General features: G+C 40.6%; 17 protein-coding genes. 9 read left to right on the forward strand and 8 right to left on the reverse strand.

All coding sequences use genetic code 11. The features are described from left to right. Positions 1 to 159: 159 nt before the first annotated feature. Together norV and norW are read left to right on the forward strand one after the other, a co-directional pair. Positions 160 to 1725 (forward strand): anaerobic nitric oxide reductase flavorubredoxin, encoded by a 1566-nt coding sequence (gene norV / locus FR932_RS01170; RefSeq protein WP_019440837.1) that lies wholly within the window; start codon positions 160 to 162, stop codon positions 1723 to 1725. Then, positions 1722 to 2882, forward strand: coding sequence for an NADH:flavorubredoxin reductase NorW (norW, locus tag FR932_RS01175; RefSeq protein WP_019440838.1), 1161 nt, complete (start codon positions 1722 to 1724; stop codon positions 2880 to 2882). Before norV ends, norW begins: the two co-directional genes overlap by 4 nt. Positions 2883 to 2987: 105 nt before the next feature. Here the strand turns inward: norW and FR932_RS01180 are convergent, their stop codons facing one another. From FR932_RS01180 to FR932_RS01205, 6 genes are all read right to left on the reverse strand, one after another. After that, complete coding sequence (locus FR932_RS01180; protein ID WP_019440839.1) at positions 2988 to 3410, reverse strand: VOC family protein; 423 nt, start codon at positions 3408 to 3410, stop codon at positions 2988 to 2990. A gap of 43 nt (positions 3411 to 3453) precedes the next feature. Next, positions 3454 to 4947 (reverse strand): carboxypeptidase M32, encoded by a 1494-nt coding sequence (locus FR932_RS01185; protein WP_019440840.1) that lies wholly within the window; start codon positions 4945 to 4947, stop codon positions 3454 to 3456. Positions 4948 to 5114: 167 nt separating this feature from the next. Continuing rightward, positions 5115 to 5987 (reverse strand): SMP-30/gluconolactonase/LRE family protein, encoded by an 873-nt coding sequence (locus tag FR932_RS01190; protein ID WP_019440841.1) that lies wholly within the window; start codon positions 5985 to 5987, stop codon positions 5115 to 5117. A gap of 92 nt (positions 5988 to 6079) precedes the next feature. Continuing rightward, positions 6080 to 6904, reverse strand: coding sequence for an SDR family oxidoreductase (locus FR932_RS01195; protein WP_019440842.1), 825 nt, complete (start codon positions 6902 to 6904; stop codon positions 6080 to 6082). A gap of 179 nt (positions 6905 to 7083) precedes the next feature. Beyond that, positions 7084 to 8061, reverse strand: a complete 978-nt coding sequence (locus tag FR932_RS01200; RefSeq protein WP_019440843.1) for a DUF2333 family protein — start codon at positions 8059 to 8061, stop codon at positions 7084 to 7086. Positions 8062 to 8185: 124 nt separating this feature from the next. Beyond that, positions 8186 to 8467, reverse strand: a complete 282-nt coding sequence (locus FR932_RS01205; RefSeq protein ID WP_019440844.1) for a hypothetical protein — start codon at positions 8465 to 8467, stop codon at positions 8186 to 8188. Positions 8468 to 8695: 228 nt separating this feature from the next. On the opposite strand from FR932_RS01205, the gene FR932_RS01210 reads away from it, so the two are divergent. The 5 genes from FR932_RS01210 (at position 8696) to FR932_RS01230 (ending at position 13411) form a co-directional block, all read left to right on the forward strand. Beyond that, positions 8696 to 9484: a DeoR/GlpR family transcriptional regulator gene (locus FR932_RS01210; protein ID WP_019440845.1), complete on the forward strand. Its 789-nt coding sequence runs from the start codon at positions 8696 to 8698 to the stop codon at positions 9482 to 9484. Between the two features lie 81 nt (positions 9485 to 9565). Continuing rightward, a complete protein-coding gene (locus FR932_RS01215; protein WP_019440846.1) occupies positions 9566 to 10330 on the forward strand; it encodes a ParA family protein in 765 nt (254 codons plus the stop codon). 119 nt (positions 10331 to 10449) lie between these two features. Further along, positions 10450 to 11352, forward strand: a complete 903-nt coding sequence (hemF, locus tag FR932_RS01220) for an oxygen-dependent coproporphyrinogen oxidase (RefSeq protein ID WP_019440847.1) — start codon at positions 10450 to 10452, stop codon at positions 11350 to 11352. Positions 11353 to 11468: 116 nt separating this feature from the next. Then, positions 11469 to 13136 (forward strand): mechanosensitive ion channel family protein, encoded by a 1668-nt coding sequence (locus tag FR932_RS01225; RefSeq protein WP_019440848.1) that lies wholly within the window; start codon positions 11469 to 11471, stop codon positions 13134 to 13136. 116 nt (positions 13137 to 13252) lie between these two features. Then, the gene (locus FR932_RS01230) at positions 13253 to 13411 is read left to right on the forward strand and encodes a YqaE/Pmp3 family membrane protein (RefSeq protein ID WP_019440849.1); all 159 of its coding nucleotides are present in this window, start codon (positions 13253 to 13255) and stop codon (positions 13409 to 13411) included. Between the two features lie 32 nt (positions 13412 to 13443). On the opposite strand, the gene FR932_RS01235 is transcribed toward FR932_RS01230, so the two are convergent. Then, complete coding sequence (locus FR932_RS01235; protein ID WP_019440850.1) at positions 13444 to 14013, reverse strand: CoA pyrophosphatase; 570 nt, start codon at positions 14011 to 14013, stop codon at positions 13444 to 13446. A gap of 92 nt (positions 14014 to 14105) precedes the next feature. Continuing rightward, positions 14106 to 15530 carry an aminodeoxychorismate synthase component I gene (gene pabB, locus FR932_RS01240; protein WP_019440851.1) on the reverse strand — a complete coding sequence of 475 codons (1425 nt, stop codon included), beginning with the start codon at positions 15528 to 15530 and terminating at the stop codon, positions 14106 to 14108. Positions 15531 to 15824: 294 nt separating this feature from the next. On the opposite strand from pabB, the gene FR932_RS01245 reads away from it, so the two are divergent. Both FR932_RS01245 and psrA read left to right on the forward strand, forming a co-directional pair. Continuing rightward, positions 15825 to 17339 carry a fumarate hydratase gene (locus FR932_RS01245; protein ID WP_019440852.1) on the forward strand — a complete coding sequence of 505 codons (1515 nt, stop codon included), beginning with the start codon at positions 15825 to 15827 and terminating at the stop codon, positions 17337 to 17339. A 311-nt stretch (positions 17340 to 17650) separates the two neighbouring features. Continuing rightward, complete coding sequence (gene psrA / locus FR932_RS01250; RefSeq protein WP_019440853.1) at positions 17651 to 18298, forward strand: TetR family transcriptional repressor PsrA; 648 nt, start codon at positions 17651 to 17653, stop codon at positions 18296 to 18298. Positions 18299 to 18320: the final 22 nt, after the last annotated feature.

An 18320-nucleotide genomic window follows, 5' to 3' on the forward strand; every position in this document is an offset into this window, starting at 1 on the left:
TTATCGACAGTGTATAGTCATAATGACAATGTGTAAAGGTAGTCATTATGACAGTGATATTTTTTATATCCTATAAAATCAATGAGTTATATTCTGGCACGCTACGTGCAATTAAAGAGGTATATAAAATTTATTATTATTGTTTAATTGGAATTTAAAATGACTATACATGTAAAAAATAATATCTCTTGGGTTGGGCAGCGTGATTGGGAAGTACGTGACTTTCACGGCACTGAATTTAAAACTGAGAAAGGCACAAGTTATAATAGTTATCTGATCCAAGAGGAAAAAACGGTATTAATTGATACGGTTGACCACAAATTTTGTTACGAATTTATCCAGCAATTAGAATTAGAAATTGACCTGAACAAAATTGATTACATTGTTATTAACCACGCCGAAGAAGACCACGCTGGTGCACTCGCTGCATTATTAAATAGAATTCCCAATACACCGATTTATTGTACTGAAAATGCCATTGATTCCATTGTCGGTCATCATCACCAGCCAGATTGGAATTTCAATGTCGTGAAGACGGGTGACAGTTTAGATTTGGGTAATGGCAAGCAGTTAGTGTTTATTGAAACGCCGATGTTGCACTGGCCTGATAGCATGATGACGTATATGACAGGTGATGCAGTGCTGTTTAGTAACGATGCATTCGGTCAGCATTATTGCGATGAACGTTTATTCAATGATGAAGTTGATACTAAAGAGTTGATGGATCAGTGCCTACGTTATTATGCCAATATTCTTACGCCATTCAGTGCATTAGTTACTGCCAAGATCAAAGAAGTATTAAGCTTAAATTTACCTGTTGATATGATTGCAACGGCGCACGGTGTGGTATGGCGTGACAACCCAATTCAGATTATTGAACAATATCTAACGTGGGCTGATAAATACCAAGAAGACCGTATTACTATTTTTTATGATTCAATGTCGAATAATACCCGGATGATGGCAGATGCGATTGCCCAAGGTATCCATGAGGTTGATAGTCAGGTAGCGGTGAAAGTATTTAATGTTGCGCGTCATGATAAAAACGAGATCTTATCCAATGCCTTTATTTCTAAAGGGGTGTTAGTTGGCTCATCAACGATGAATAACGTGATGATGCCGAAAGTCGCAGGCATGCTTGAAGAGATCACTGGTTTACGTTTTAAAAATAAAAAAGCCGCTGCATTTGGTAGCTATGGTTGGAATGGCGGTGCTATTGACCGTATCGAAAGCCGCTTAGAAGACGAAGGATTTGAGCGCTTTGAAAGTCTTAAAACGAAGTGGCGACCAGACGGTAAAGCAATATTAGCATGCCGTGAATATGGTCGCATGATTGCCATAGAGTGGGCACTAACCAGCGCGCCTGCTACTGATGTATCTGCATCTGCTGCAAATCAAACTGTTCCTGAACAAGTAGCACAAGAACCTGTATCAGGATCACAACCGCAAGCAGTTGCAAAGTCGATAGCAGAAAATTCGGTTGTTCAATTTGATATTGATGCTGGTATTGATGCTGGTATTGATGCTGGTATTGATGTCGATGTAAATAGCTCGATGTTATGTACAGTCTGCCAGTGGATTTATGATCCCGCGCAAGGTGAGGCGAATCAAGATGTTGCCTCTGGTACAGCATGGTCAGATGTACCTGAGTACTTCCTTTGTCCTGAATGTGGTTTAGGTAAGGATGTATTCGAAGAAATAAAAACCAAGAAGGCGGTAGCATGATAGGTGGTAATGAAAAATCAGTCGTTATCATAGGCAGTGGTTTTGCTGCCTATCAATTAGTTAAATCAATCCGTCGTGCAAATCAGCAACAAGCCATCATTGTCATCACTGGGGGTAATGGCGATGATTATGTTAAACCAGAATTGAGCCATGTATTTAGTAAAAAACTGACAGCGCAAGATATGGTTAAACAAAGCGGCGCAGAGTTTGCCGCAGAATATAATATTACCCTGATGAACCATACTCGTGTTGATGGCATTAATCGCACTGAAAAGACGGTGAGTTGTCAGGGTATCGACATTGCTTATGATAACTTGGTACTGGCAACGGGCGCGCAATCATTTGTGCCATTTGTTGATGGTGATGCGGCTAACGACATTATTACCTTGAATAGTCTAGATGAGTATCAGCAGTCACAAGATAAGCTGGTTGCGGCTAAATCAGTGTTGGTGGTTGGCGCGGGGTTAGTGGGTACTGAAATCGCGATGGATTTAGCCATTGCTGATTATAAGGTGATATTAAGTGATCGCGCTGATGCATTATTACCAAGTCTATTACCTGAATTTGTGTCATCTCAGCTTTATCAAACCATGAGAAGACAAGGGGTGGAATTACAACTGGGTAATGAGCTCAGTTGCATGACTAAAATAGACTCTGGCATTGCGGTTAGCTTTAAGAACGGGCATACCGCCAAAGTGGATAGTGTGGTGTGCGCAGCGGGGTTGAAACCTAATACGGCATTAGCCAGTCAAGCTGGTTTAGTGGTTAATCGCGGCATTGTGGTTGATAAACAGTTAAGCACCAATGATCCACATATCTTTGCCATTGGTGATTGCGCTGAGATTGACGGTAAACATTTAGCGTTTTTACAACCAATAATACTCAGTGCTAATACGTTAGCGAAAACCCTAACAGGTGCTGTGAGTGAAGTGATGTTTCCGGCGATGTTAGTTAAAGTGAAAACACCACTATTTCCAATTCAATTAAGCGGTAATACCGCCGCAAGTGATGCGAATTGGCAAGTAGAGTTGACGACATCGGGTATGACAGCAAAGGCTTATGATAGTGCAGAGCAACTTATTGGTTTTGTGGTGACGCAAGCGAATATGCCTGAAGCGTTTAAGTTATTACGCTTGTTGCCTAAGGTGATGAACTGATGAACTGATGAACTGATGAACTAATGTATCATTGAATTATTCATTCTAAAAAAACAACAGGTTTAAGTTATAAACCTGTTGTTTTTATCTCGCTAAATTGACTTGTTATACTGTTCTCGATGCCATTGGATGACTCGAACTCAGTTGGAGTAAGTCCCATAAATTACCATACAGGTCTTCAAATACCGCAACCGTACCATAATCTTGTTCTTGTGGTTCTCTAATGAATTTGATGCCATCAGATACCATGCGATTGTAGTCTCGCCAAAAATCATCTGTACTTAAAAACAGAAACACACGACCGCCGGATTGATTGCCGACGAAATCATCTTGTTCAGGCTTAGATGCACGAGCTAATAATAAAGTGACACCATTAGATCCAGGTGGTGAAACGACTACCCAGCGTTTATCTTGCTCTGCTTGATAAGTATCTTCAATGAGTTCAAATTTTAGCTTATTAACATAAAAATCAATTGCTTCATCATAATCTTTAACAACAATTGCAACGTGTATTATTGATTGTTTCAATCTGGAATTCCTTCATCTTCAGGTCGATAATTTTAACTTAATCTTACTTCAAGTAGCGGCTTTCTAAATGACGTCTAAAGTGCGCAGGGTTTAGTGTTTCGCCCGTTGCTTGCTTGACTAAATCGTTAGTGCTTAACAATGACGCATTTTGCCAAATGTTAGTTTTAAGCCAAGTGAAGATAGGCGATAAGTCGCCGCTAGTAATGATTGCCGAAACATCCATCTCTTGCTTAACCGTTGTCATGAACTGCGCCGCATACATAGCGCCTAGTGTATAAGACGGGAAGTAACCAAAGCTACCGTCGGTCCAATGCACATCTTGCATACAACCGTTGCGGTAATTACCTTTGGTGTCGACACCTAGGTATTGCTGCATTTTAAGTGCCCATAATTCTGGAATATCATCTACTTCGATATCGCCATTCATCAATGCTTGTTCAATTTCATAACGTAACATTACATGCGCAGGGTAAGTCACTTCATCGGCATCAACACGGATGAAATCAGGCTTTACGCGGGTATAACACTGGCTTAGGTTTAGCGGGTTATAAATAGCCGAGTCTGTACCATTGAATGCTTGTTTAATTTCTGGTGTTAGCAAAGTTAAAAACTCTTCGCTACGACCTAATTGCATTTCAAATAACAGACTTTGGCTTTCATGAATACCCATTGAACGTGCTTGGCCAACAGGTAAGTGGTTAAGTGCTGTTGGTAAGCCTTGTTCATAACGCGCGTGACCTGTTTCATGAACAACGCCCATTAAGCTTTGAGTAAAATCATCTTCTTCGTAACGCGTAGTAATACGTACGTCTGAAGATACGCCGCCGCAGAATGGGTGCGCTGATACATCAAGACGGCCGTGGTTAAAATCAAAGCCTAAAATACCCATGGTTTTTAAGCCTAATTGCTGTTGTGCAGCAATCGGGAAGTGACCCGTTGGCATGATGGTGTTGTCTGATTTTTGTTTTTCTTGTGCTGCTAGCGTTAGTTCAGGTAACCATGACTTAACGTCATCAAAAATCGGATCAAGCTGGGCGCTGGTCATGCCCGGTTCGTACAAGTCCATTAACGCGTCATAGTTGCTGCAGTTGTTGGCTTGTGCGCGAATACTGGCTTCTTCACGCGACAACTCAACCACTGTTTTTAAGTTTTTCGCAAAACCAGCCCAGTCGTTTTCTTTACGTTGGGTACGCCAAGCGTGCTCACATTTAGAACCTGCTAACGATTGCGCTGAAACTAATTCTTCAGGCACTATGTTAGCTTGCTGCCAGCTGCGAGCTATTTCCGCTAAGCTCGCTTGTTGTTCTGTCGATAATTGCTCTGACTGCGCTTGTTTAATTAAATCGGCAAGTTGTGGTGCTGTGCTTTGCTGGTGGATCATGACAGCAAGTTCAGCCATCGCTTCAGAGCGTGCTTGATTACCGCCAGAAGGCATCATTGCCGCTTGATCCCAACCACAAATAGAGGATAAATGGCTTAGGTTATGGATCTTTTTAAAATGTTTAGATAGCTGTTCATAGGCTGATTTTGTTGTCATGTTCATTCCAAAGTGGGATAAGAGGAAAGGGAGAATGCTAACCAGATTTGGCTAAAGTATTATTTACTATATTAGTTAACACTTTAAAGGGTAAAATTTGTTTTAACAAGGCAAATAAGTCGTCCTGAAATCACACTTTATATGATCATATTTACCCATGTTTGAGGTTAAGCCTCTTTAAAACGAGGTTTGATCATGCCCTTGACGTCTGTCTGTAGGGTAAAAATACAACCTGATAATGGTGATGCTGCGCGTTCACTCGCAGACATCTTTTCGCGGCCTGAAGTAATGAAAAGCGTGTTCATATCACGGCCTCCGAAACAGACCATGGTCGGATTTTTAACGGGGATTGGATATTCAGCTAAGATCTCGCCATTGGGTGAGATACGAATCACTTTAGCACCGCTAAACATCGCAACCCAGTAGCAACCTTCAACATCCATCGCTGCGCCATCTGGTCGGCCATAATCAGGTTCGAACCGTTTGAATGTTTCTCTGATGCCTGCATGACCAAATTCATCTAGAGGTGTACGATACATGACTCGGTTTGGTGTATCCGTTGTATACATCCATTGTTTATCAGGGCTAAACGCCAGGCCATTGGCACCGAGAATATCAGCGTGTATGACTTTGGTATTTAAATCTGCATCAACGCGACATAACAAGGCACCATTAAAATCTTTTGGTGACCAATATGTGCCAGCGTAAAAGCGGCCTAATTGATCTACGCCACCATCATTAAAACGAGCCAGCGCTGGATTGTTCGGGTTATCACAGACTTTTTTATCTAGCTGTCCATCGGCATCGGTTAAATAGATCCCTGTGCGCATTGCACAGATAAAACCAGCTGATTCTCTAAGCGCAAAGCTGCCGACTTCTTCAGCAAAATTTAATACGTGATGTTTTTTGGTTAATAGGTCATATCGGTGTATTTGTTTCTCTAAGATATCTGTCCAATATAAGCTTTGGCTTTGTTCACACCAGGTTGGGCATTCTGGTAAATGGCCGTTGTAATCAAATAACAGGTTTATATTATTCATATTCAGATACCTTTGTGTTGCTGGTTATCGTGATGTTCGTGTTTAGGCTTAGGTTTTGTTGATAGCGTTAATACGCGCTGATTTAACCTGATTTAACCTGATTTAGCCAAGATCCCATCTAATACGCGAAACGGTAAAATACGCTTTAATAAAGCAAATAAATAGGTTGGAAACGTCACGTAATAGCGTACTTTCGGTCGGTTACTTTCAATCGCATGAATTAATGCTTTGGTGACAGCTTCAGGCCCGAGGGTAAATTGATTGCTGACATCTTTTTTGGCCAAACGGCTGATTTGTTGTTGGTAGTCTTTAGCGTGCACACTGTTTTCAATATCAATGTGTTCTTGAAAAGCACTTAATGCGTTGGCTCTGAATTGGCTCACAATCGGTCCCGGTTCAATTAAGGATACCTTGATAGGTGAATCTCGTAGTTCTAAGCGTAGGGTATCTGTTAAACCTTCGATTGCGAACTTGCTGGCGTTATAGGCGCCGCGATATTTCATTGCCACTAAGCCTAAAACGGAGCTGTTTTGGATGATACGACCACGCCCATTAGCGCGCATTAACGGAATTATTTGTGTCGTCAGTTCGTGCCAACCAAATACATTGGCTTCAAATTGTTTACGCAGTGCATCTGTTGGTAAATCTTCAACAGCGCCTGGTTGGCCATAGGCTCCGTTATTAAATAACACGTCAATTTTGCCATCGGTGAGCTTAACGATATGCGCTACTGCTGCAGTAATGGATTTTGTCGAGCTTAAATCGAGTTGCACACTTTCAAAACCTTGGGCAATTAAAGCGGTTACGTCTGCTGGCTTTCTGGCTGTAGCAAAGACACGATAACCCGCGGCTTTAAGGGTGACAGCGCCGTGATAGCCGATCCCAGTCGAAGCTCCAGTGATGAGTACGGTTTGCATTTAAGTGTATCCTTGCGTTTTAAGCTGAATTAGTGGTTGATGTTTTAGTTCGATATTACGATTTATATCAATGCTGTGTGTGGTAGCAATGTAGTGTGGCATGAAATTCAGGCACAAAAAAGCCCGTGATTCAGTTAAAATTGAGTCACGGGCTGAAGCGCTATTTATGCTAACGAAGATTAACCTTGTTCTAGTAATCTACGTAGGTCAATAACCGCCGCGTTTGCGCGAGATAGGTAGTTTGCCATTACTAGCGAGTGGTTAGCAAAGATACCAAAACCAGCGCCATTTAAGATCATTGGGCTGCCTACAGGCTGTAGTGACGCTTCTAGTTCAAGGATGATTTGGTCAACACTTGCTAGCGCATTTTTCTTCTCTAATACGCCTTTAAAGTCAATACGTGCTGCTTTTAGATAGTGATACAGCGCCCAAGAAGAACCGCGAGCTTCCCAGAATACATTATCAATATCTAACCAAGGTGTTTTAACATTAGAACCTAATTCAGTGAATGTTGATTGTTCAGCACCAAGATCACCTGATAAATCAGTGTTGATACGGTATTGGCCAACAGACGCACTTAAACGTTGAGACAATGAACCAAGGCGTTTTTCAACTTGCTTAAACCATTCAGCAAGGTTATCGGCACGGGCGTAGAATTGTGCGTTTTTAGATTGCGAATCGTTTAATTTATCGAGGTATGTTTGCAGTTCAGCAATTGTTTTTTTGTATTCAGAGTTGGCATTGGTTGGGAATAAACGTGTGTGTTCAACATTTAACGAGCCGTGTGCTTTTTGTAGATCTTTATTTTCAGTTGATTGCGTTTGTGAACGGCTTAAGTCACGACGTAACACCAACATAAGGTCACGAGACTGTTCTAATAACCCATATTCCCATGATGGCATGTTATCCATCATGATTGCTGGTGGTAATACTGAGTTACTTAGGTAGCCGCCATTTTTTTCATTTAGTATTAGCAACGACTTAATCAGTGTTGCTGTAGTATAAGAACCAACTGCAATTTCGGCACTGTTTTTAGTCAGTTCTTCCGTAACACGTGTTGGACTAAAATTATCTGGTTCAACACTCCAATAAACTGAAGTGGCATAAAAGATAATGCTGACAGCAGCAATACCTGCAATGATTTTAGATTTACTCATGTGGTCGTTCCCTCGAATCATACGTTAAGTTTAGTAATGTTTACTCTAGTGTAACTCGCTGAAATGTTTGCAACAAGCGCAATCACAATATAAAACCTGCATACTTATAGAGTATAAAAATACATTATGATTTTTTGATCCTTACCACCTGCATAATGTCGACGTTAAACCCTGCAATTGTTTCTATTTCGGGATAGTAAGTGAGATTGACACGCGCTCCCGTTAACGATTGATAGACTTTTTTACGTTTAAATTTAAACGGCACCGTGTGACCTTGGATCATTACCGTATTGACAAACCAGTCATCTTTTTCGCGCTGTACGTGAGAGGTTACCTTTTGCAGTTCTGAATGAGTTAATCCAGCGTGTTTTTTGAGTAATTTATCGGGATCTGAAGCCATTTTCATTGTCTCGTCGTATTGCTGTTATATACATATCGTCGTTATGAACCATTATGAATGGTGGTGATCGTGACTTGATAATATCGATGCACAGGGATGAGTATATCTCAAAATAACGTTAAACTTTGTTTATTGACGCTATTTTTCAGGTTTACAGGTGTAAATATGATATAAACTAAGGGGTAATATTAACTCCCTTTCGATAATGATATTAGGGAAAACAGGGAGAACGATGTGAGACAAAATACACGTCACCAAAAAATAATTTCGTTGGTTAAGGAAGAAGGGTTCGTCAGTACTGAAGTGCTCGTTGAGCATTTTTCAGTAAGCCCGCAAACCATCCGTCGCGATTTAAATGAATTAGCTGAGAAGAATTTAGTGCGTCGCCACCACGGTGGTGCATCATTATTAGAAAGCAGTGTTGTTAACGATTCATATGTTAATCGCAAGCAAAAAACGGCTAAAGAAAAAATGAAAATCGCCCAGGCGATGGCTGAATTAATTCCAGATGGTTCATCATTATTTATTGATATTGGCACCACGTCAGAGGCGCTAGCGCGTGCACTATTAAATCATAGCAATTTACGTATTGTGACCAATAATCTTAATGTAGCCACTATTTTGATGCAAAAACCTGATTTCAGAGTCATTGTTGCGGGTGGTGAAGTACGCAATAAAGATGCCGGTGTAGTTGGCGAAGCGACCGTCGATTTTATCAAGCAGTTTAGAATGGATTTTGGCATTGTTACCATCAGTGGTTTAGATATGGATGGTTCATTGTTGGATTTTGATTATCAAGAAGTGCGAGTCACACAAGCGATCATCGAGTGCTCACAAGAAGTATTCTTACCCGTTGATCATACTAAATTCGGCCGAAATGCCATGGTCAATATTGGTAATATCAATCAGGTGAATAAGCTATTTACTGACATTGAGCCACCAGAAGAACTGGCTAAATTATTACAATTACATCAAGTCGAGTCTATCGTTTGTGAAGCGAGCTTAGAGCTTAGCGATATATAAGATTAGAATTAATATTAACGAGTTAAATAACTATTTTATTAAAGTATGTTATTTAATTCAGTACAGAGAAGGGAGAATCTCGTGATCCGTGTCGTGTTTAATCAAAAAGGTGGCGTAGGAAAATCAACCATCTGCAGTAATTTGGCGGCGATAGCAGCCTCAGAAGGCAAGCGCACTTTAATTATTGATTTAGATAGTCAATGTAATACCAGTGCTTATTTATTAGGGAATGATTATCGGGTTAATTTTAGTGTCGCGGAGTTTTTTGAGCAGACCTTAAATATCATCATGAAAGGGCGACCTTATCAGGATTTTATTACTCCGACCGCATTCCCTAATTTATCGATAATGCCTGCGTCTGAATTATTAGGTGAGTTGATTGTAAAATTAGAACAGCGTCATAAGATTTATAAATTACGTGACGCACTGGTTAAATTAAAGCGTGATTATGATGAAATCTATATTGATACGCCGCCAGCCTTTAATTTTTATAGTCTCTCTGCACTGATTGCGGCAGATAGCTGCTTGATCCCTTTTGATTGTGATGACTTCTCCCGCCGAGGTTTATACAGCCTGTTAGCGAATATTGAAGAAACACGACAAGATCATAATGATAAATTGCGGGTTGAAGGGATTGTGGTTAATCAATTTCAAGGGCAGGCCAGCTTACCTAAAAAATTGGTTGCTGAGCTCAGAGCGGAAGACTTACCGATTTTAAATACCTTGATCCACAGCTCTGTGAAAGTAAAAGAGTCACATAATATCTCCCAACCCTTGATCAATTGTGCACCTAAGCATAAAGTGACGCTGCAATTTTGTGATCTCTATGCCGAGATCTCTGCATAATATTAAATAAGTTATTTTTGAATCCCATATTGTCATACTCAATATGGGTTTTTTTATTCATTATCTTTTTAGGTGTCAGGTTTTTTTACATTGCCACTTAAGTTGTAAGTAAGGTGTTTATGACTGTCAGAATCAATGATTTAGAATCATTTTTTCGTAATATACAAAAAACGATTATCACGGCTTTTCAAGCGGAAGAAACCAATGGTGAGTTTATTGCCGATAATTGGACTAGCCATTTAGGTCAGGGTACAAGCTGTGTATTACGTGATGGTGAAGTATATGAAAGTGCGGGTGTGAACTTTTCGATGGTGAGCGGTGATAAATTACCGGCTGCTGCATCGGCTAAGCGTCCACAATTTACAGGTATGGCATATCAAGCGATGGGCGTATCTGTGGTTGTTCATCCACGTAATCCACATGCACCAACAAGCCATGCGAATGTACGTATGTTCATGGTAACAGATGATGATGGCCAGCAGCATTGGTGGTTAGGCGGTGGGTTTGATTTAACGCCAATTCATTTATATGCTGATGATGCACGTCACTTCCATACTGCGGCTCGTGATGCTGTCGCGCCATTTGGTGATGATTTGTATACTAAATTCAAACAAGATGCAGATGAATACTTCTATATGCCACATCGTGAAGAGTACCGTGGTATTGGCGGTATTATTTATGATGATCTGAATGAATGGGATATCGAAAAAAGTTTAAGCTTTATCGAATCTGTAGCGAAAGGTTACACCCAAGCGTATGCGCCGATTATCGCTAAGCGTAAAAATCAGCCATATACAGAGCAAGAGCGTGAATTCCAATTGTTCCGTCGTACCCGCTATGTCGAGTTTAACTTGATTGTTGACCGAGGCACTATTTTTGGTTTGCAAAGTAAAGGCCGTACCAAATCAATTTTGATGTCGATGCCACCACTGGCCAGTTGGCACTACGATGATTTAGCACCACAGAACGACGCGCAGCAAGCGTTAGTTGATGTGGTCGCCAACCCACAAACTTGGATATAATTTTTATTTAAACCACGCTTCATACCGTGGTTTTTTTATAGACTAACGTCGACCGAATAGCAGATGATGTTTGATTTGCTATTCTTGTTAAACCCTAATGATAAAGTGAAGTCATAATGAGAATTATAGTTTTATTGTTGATGTTATTGGTGCCGAGTCTTTCTTTTGCACAAGCATCCTCGTCATCAACTGTGTCACCAAAACTCGCTACCCAAGAAGTAATTTCGCCACAAATAGAAAAGTTGAATAAGCTCGATAATGACATTTCGGTGTTATACGGTGAATCGCAAACGATGACTGGCTCGGCGAAAGATGTCGTACGGTTACAATTATTAAATAAAAATGATGCGTTGCGAGAAGTCATTCAAGAGCTTATTAATAAGCGTACTGATGAAACGCACGATATCTTATTGAAGCAGGTTAATCAGCAGGTTAAATTTATTTCAGATGCGTCTATTTATCTGTTAAATAAAATCGCAACAACTGAAAAAGCCTTAGAAAAAGAAACTAATGAAGGTAAATTATTAGCGCAAAAGACGTTGGATGAATCACGTCGTTTTTCAACACGATTATTAGCGGATCAATGGACTAACTACCAGTGGTTAAAGTTGCTTGATCAACCATCGCCGGAAAAAGAGCAAGCGTTAATCAGTGATATAGAACGTCGCCTTGGTTTTATGTCAGCCTCTTTGATCTTTGATAATCAGCAAGAAACGTTGTTAAGTAAGCAACTTAAGTCGGCAACGGAAGGTGAAAAAACCGCTGTTCAGCTTGAACATATCCTTGCCCAGCGTAAAGTGAGTAATGATATTATCACGTTACAATTTTTGGTAACGCTTGCTGATAAAATGTCTTTAAATACGACGCAATACAAACAGCAGTTGTTTGAAGCAACGGGGACATTGACGGACGAGTTACTTAATGTTGATCTCATCTTATCGATTATTTCTACTTGGGGCGAGGGAGCTTCCGAGTGGTTAACGAGTAATGCGCCGGAATTAATATTTAAATTATTACTCTTCATTGCGATAATTTTAGTTTTCCGTTGGTTTAAAAAACTCACCCGTAAAATGGTGAAAAGAGCAGTATCGTCACCAAACTTACAATTATCGCGTTTGATACAAGACTTCTTTACGTCGATGTCGGGTAATATTGTATTTGCGATTGGTTTGCTTATCGCACTTTCGCAAGTCGGGGTTGATTTAACTCCCATCCTGACTGGTTTTGGTGTTGCAGGTTTAGTTATTGGTTTTGCATTGCAAGATACTTTATCTAACTTTGCCTCGGGTATGATGCTACTGATTTATCGTCCATTTGATGAAGGTGATTTTGTTGAAGCGGGTGGTGTATCAGGTAAAGTTGCTCATATGAGCCTAGTGAATACCACGATCAAAACCTTTGATAACCAAGTGATCATCGTGCCAAATAGCAAAATATGGGGCGATATTATTAAAAATATTACCCATGAACGTGTTCGCCGTGTTGATATGGTTTTTGGTATTGGTTATAGCGATGATATCGCTTTGGCTGAAACGGTGTTAGCAGATATTGTGCTAGCACATGAACTTGTATTGAAGAACCCTGAAACGATTATCAAGCTGCATACACTTAATACTTCCTCGGTTGACTTTATAGTCCGCCCCTGGGTGAAAACCGAAGATTATTGGGATGTGTACTGGGATATCACCCGCGAAGTGAAAGTACGTTTTGATAAAGAAGGTTTATCAATTCCATTCCCACAGCAAGATGTGCATTTGCATATGGTCGATAAAGCCGCAGAATAATTATGCGCTATAGCGTTAAGTTTCGTTACTGTTGCGATGGCTGGACTGTTAATAGTAAGGGTAACGAGACTTCATATGATGGTGAACTATTATTGATAACAATTGGAGAAGTGTAAATGAATAAAATACTCTTAATAATTTTGGCTATATTCTTACCGCCAGTCGCTGTATTTTTAAATAATGGCGTAGGTAAAGATTTACTAATTAATATTTTACTGTGTTTTCTGTTTGTTATTCCAGGCATGATCCATGCGCTTTGGTTGGTACTGAAGTAGCTGTTATTAGGCGGTCTTTATTAGGTATAAGTTTAGTTCGATCTTATATGTTTGGAAAAATCTTTAATGATTGCCGCCGTCGTACCCCATATCGGATATTTTCCCCAGGGCATAAATGTCACCTCACGATACTTGCCCTTAAATAAGCTCTTTTCAATAATATGATTATCATTATCAAGTAAAAAAGCTAACGGCACTTCAAAAATTTCATCTACTTCATTGGGATCAATTTTAGATTGATAATCACTGTCAACCACGGCTACAACTGGCGTAACATAATAACGACTAATGGTAGGGCGGCTAGGCAGCGTACCTAATACGGTAATTTTATCGGCTGGAATACCGATTTCTTCATGGGTTTCACGTAATGCAGTGGCAATGGATGAACTATCTGTTTTTTCAGTTTTACCACCCGGCAGCGCTATTTGGCCACTGTGATGACGTAAATGTGATGCACGACGAGTCAGAATGAGGTTGAGTTGTTGCTCGCGTTCAACAATAGGAAACAGCACGGCAGCAGGGGTAAAGACTTTAGTGAGTTTACTGATTGACTGATCACTTGGTGATAGTATAAAACGTGAAGTTAACGAATTAATATCCATATGCGTCCCTGTAACTTATGCTGTAAATCTACGTAATTTAGCGCATCCACTGATTAATGGTGCTTGATTAACTAAAATACGGAATGGTTAATTTAAAGTATAGGTAATATTTTACCTAATTTATCAAATGTTTCTTGATATTCTTCTTCGACGACCGAATCGGCAACAATACCGCCGCCTGCCCAACAGTATATCTCACCGCGTTCACACAACAATGTACGAATGGTTATGCTGCTATCCATATGACCATGTGCTGAAATATAACCGATACTACCGCAATAAAGTGAGCGACGATGTGGCTCTAATTCTTCAATGATTTGCATTGCTCGAACCTTAGGAGCGCCAGTGATAGAGCCGCCAGGGAAACAAGCGCGTAATAATTCACTTGGTTGTTTATCTACAGGCAGTTTACCTGTAATGGTACTAACAAGATGATGCACTGCCGGAAAACTCTCGATATCAAATAGTTTCGGCACGCTAACCGAACCCGGTATGGCAATTTTGCCAATATCATTTCGCAGTAAATCGACAATCATTAAGTTTTCAGCACGGTCTTTTTCGGCAATTTTTAATGCTTGTGCGTTGGCCAAGTCAATTTTTGGATCTTGGCTACGTGGGCGCGTGCCTTTAATTGGTTTGGTTTCAATATTGCCATCGTTCACTTGGATAAAACGTTCCGGTGAAATAGATAATACGGCTTTATTTTCTAAACGCATAAATGCGGAGAAGGGCGCTTTGTTATGCTGACTTAAGGTGCAGTAAGCTTGCCACTCATCACCTTGGTATTGATTATTAAAGCGCTGGGCTAAATTAATTTGGTAGCAATCACCAGAGCGTAAATAGGCTTGTATCTGAGCAAATTTGTGGTGATATGCTTGCTCTGACATATTCGATTGCCAGCTGCTTTGTAGCTCAAAGGCTGATGTGGGTGTTTGGTTTACTGCTGTTTTCTCCGCAAGTTCTTGGTCTATTACTGCTTGGCCAACGCCACGTTCAATTAACCAATCATAGCGTTGTTGCCAAGCTTGCTCTGCGTTATCGCTAAATTGGATTTGCCATGCTTGCTGAGATTGAATATTCACCACAATTGCCCAATCGTATAAGCCCACTGCCATGTCAGGGAAGTGCAAATCATTGCTAGCAAGGTTACCTATGTTTTCAATGTTACGGCCAAGATCGTAACCAAAGTAACCCAGTGCTCCGGCAATAAAAGGTAACTCGATATCCAGGGAATGCGAAGGTAATTCACCAATGAGCTGTTGATTCAGGGTCTGCAATACAGCAAAGGAATCGTCATTGGTGACCATTTCACCACTGGCTTGATTTATGGTGGTTTGCTTATCTTCTGTCACTAGCGTTGCGATGGGCTCGGCAACAATAATATGGAATCGACTATCAATGTGATCGGCAGATCCTGACTCGAGTAAAATTGACCACGGTGCATGACTTAGCGGGGCAAAAAATGCGTGAATGCCGTTGCTAGGAAAGGCAATGGGTTTTATTACAAGTGATTTCATTAGTACAGCATATCCCTAAATTTTGATGCGCGCAGATTATCACAATTAAGGCGATTAATCTTGAACGATATGTGCCCTAGAATGAAAACCGTGTTGCTATAAAGTTGTGCTGCTGTTGTTATTTAGTATGGATTAGATGCATTTTTAGTGGAGAGAAGTGATCAGCAAAGGTATGATAGAGGCAGATTTAGAACCACATATCTTATTGTTAACTAGGTTGAGGCGTAATCGCGTCTTAATCATGATAAATATAATAATCAGTTAACACAGTGAGTAAGCAAAAGGGAGTTGACCATGAGTACAGTTATCCGTAAAGCGGACTTTATCGACAGTATTGCAGATTCACTACAATACATTTCATATTACCATCCGCTTGATTTTATCCAAGCAATGGAAAAAGCCTACAATGCAGAAAAAAGCCAAGCCGCTAAAGATGCGATTGCGCAAATTCTAATTAACTCTCGCATGTCTGCGGAAGGTAAACGTCCAATTTGCCAAGACACTGGTATTGTTACCTGTTTCGTTAAAATTGGTATGAACGTGCAATGGGAAACAGATCAAACTGTGCAAGAAATGGTAGATGAAGGCATTCGTCGTGGTTACGCTTTTGCCGGTAATCCATTACGTGCATCGATCGTTGCAGATCCCGCTGGTGCGCGTAAAAATACCAAAGACAATACGCCTGGTGTAGTGCATGTCGAAATGGTACCTGGCGCGAAAGTGGAAGTGATGATCGCAGCGAAGGGCGGCGGTTCTGAAAATAAAAGTAAGATGGTTATGTTGAACCCATCAGACGACGTCGCTGCGTGGATTGAAAAAACCGTACCAACGATGGGTGCTGGTTGGTGTCCACCGGGTATGCTAGGTATAGGCATTGGCGGCACAGCTGAAAAAGCAGCAGTAATGGCTAAAGAGTCATTAATGGAACCAGTTGATATTCACGAGTTAATGGAACGTGGCGCGGAAACGACTGACGAAAAAATGCGTTTAGACATTTTTGATCGTGTGAATAAACTCGGTATTGGCGCGCAAGGTTTAGGTGGTATGGCGACGGTATTGGATATCAAGATCAAATCTTGTCCAACACACGCAGCATCAAAACCAGTAGTGATGATCCCTAACTGTGCAGCGACACGTCATACCCACTTTACGCTTGATGGTTCAGGTCCTGCAGAACTGCATGTGCCGAAATTAGAGGATTGGCCAGAAGTAACATGGGAAGTAAGCGATAGTGTTCGCCGTGTTAATGTGAATGACATTAAACCTGAATCAGTGCTGGAATGGAAAACAGGCGAAACAGTCTTGTTGTCAGGTAAGATCTTAACCGGTCGTGATGCGGCACATAAGCGCATTAAAGACATGCTAGATAAAGGCGAAGGTCTACCTGAAGGGGTTGATTTCACTAATCGCTTTATCTATTACGTGGGTCCAGTTGATGCTGTGGGCGATGAAGTTGTAGGCCCTGCTGGTCCAACAACTGCAACACGTATGGATAAGTTTACCGATACTATGTTAGAACAGACGGGTTTATTAGGCATGATCGGTAAATCGGAACGTGGTCCTGCGACAGTTGAGAGCATCAAGAAGCATAAAGCCGTGTATTTAATGGCTGTTGGTGGTGCTGCTTATCTTGTATCAAAAGCGATTAAAAAGTCCCGTGTTGTTGCGTTTGAAGACTTAGGTATGGAAGCCATCTACGAATTTGATGTGGTTGATATGCCAATGACTGTTGCGGTAGATACTAACGGTGTATCTGCCCATGTCGAAGGTCCAGCTATCTGGAAAATAAAACTGAATGAAGAAAGCTAAATAAAAGAACAGCGTTATTCGTTAGTGTTTTAAAAACTGTTTGAGTATAAATAAAGCGGCAACTTAGGTTGGCGCTTTATTCATTTCTAATGGTGCTATATTTAAGGATGAAGAGGATAAATATCGGCGCTCGTGTCTATCCTTAACCCTTAATTTGGCTACTCACTAATGGGTGCTTTTAAATTTATCATCGTAGAAAAATGCGAAGTAGGACAAGTTCAAAACATTTGTTTCAAACATTTGTTTACATTGTGTTGACATTTTGTCCGTCAGAACGTAATTTTAAAACGTTCGTTTAAAAAGGGTTAATTATGGTTAGTAAGTTGGATACAAAAACTCGCATTCTAGATGCAGCCGAAAGCTTGTTCGCAGAACACGGGTTTTCAGATACTTCTTTACGCTTGATAACTACACGAGCAAGTGTGAATTTGGCATCCGTTAATTATCATTTTGGTTCTAAGAAAGAATTGATTCAGGCGGTTATCGCCCGACATCTCGAACTCTTCATGCCCCTACTGAATGAGAAGTTAACAGCCTTATGCACACAAGTTGAAAAACCATCATTATTAGATGTGTTTAACAGTTTTGTTGATCCGCTATTAGCGTTAGAACAACAAAGTAAAAATGGTACCGTGATCTTTATGCAACTGCTCGGACGAAGTTATACCGATGAGCAAGGGCATTTACGTTGGTACACAACAACGCATTATGGTGAAGTCTTAGCCAACATAACTAAGGCTTTATTGAAAGCGAACCCAGCGTTGTCATCGCAAGAATTATTTTGGCGATTACATTTTACCTTGGGTACGGCCGTATTTACCATGGGCTCGAGTGGCGCATTGATGGATATTGCTAAAGCAGATTTTAATCAAGATATTGATGTCGAGGGACTAATCCGAAAAGTGATCCCTTATTTGGCATCAGGAATGAATACCTCAACAGAAACTACAAGCATGTAGATGCAATTCAGTTATTTTGATG

It is taken from the genome of Moritella marina ATCC 15381 (assembly GCF_008931805.1).
Taxonomy (GTDB): Bacteria; Pseudomonadota; Gammaproteobacteria; order Enterobacterales; family Moritellaceae; genus Moritella; species Moritella marina.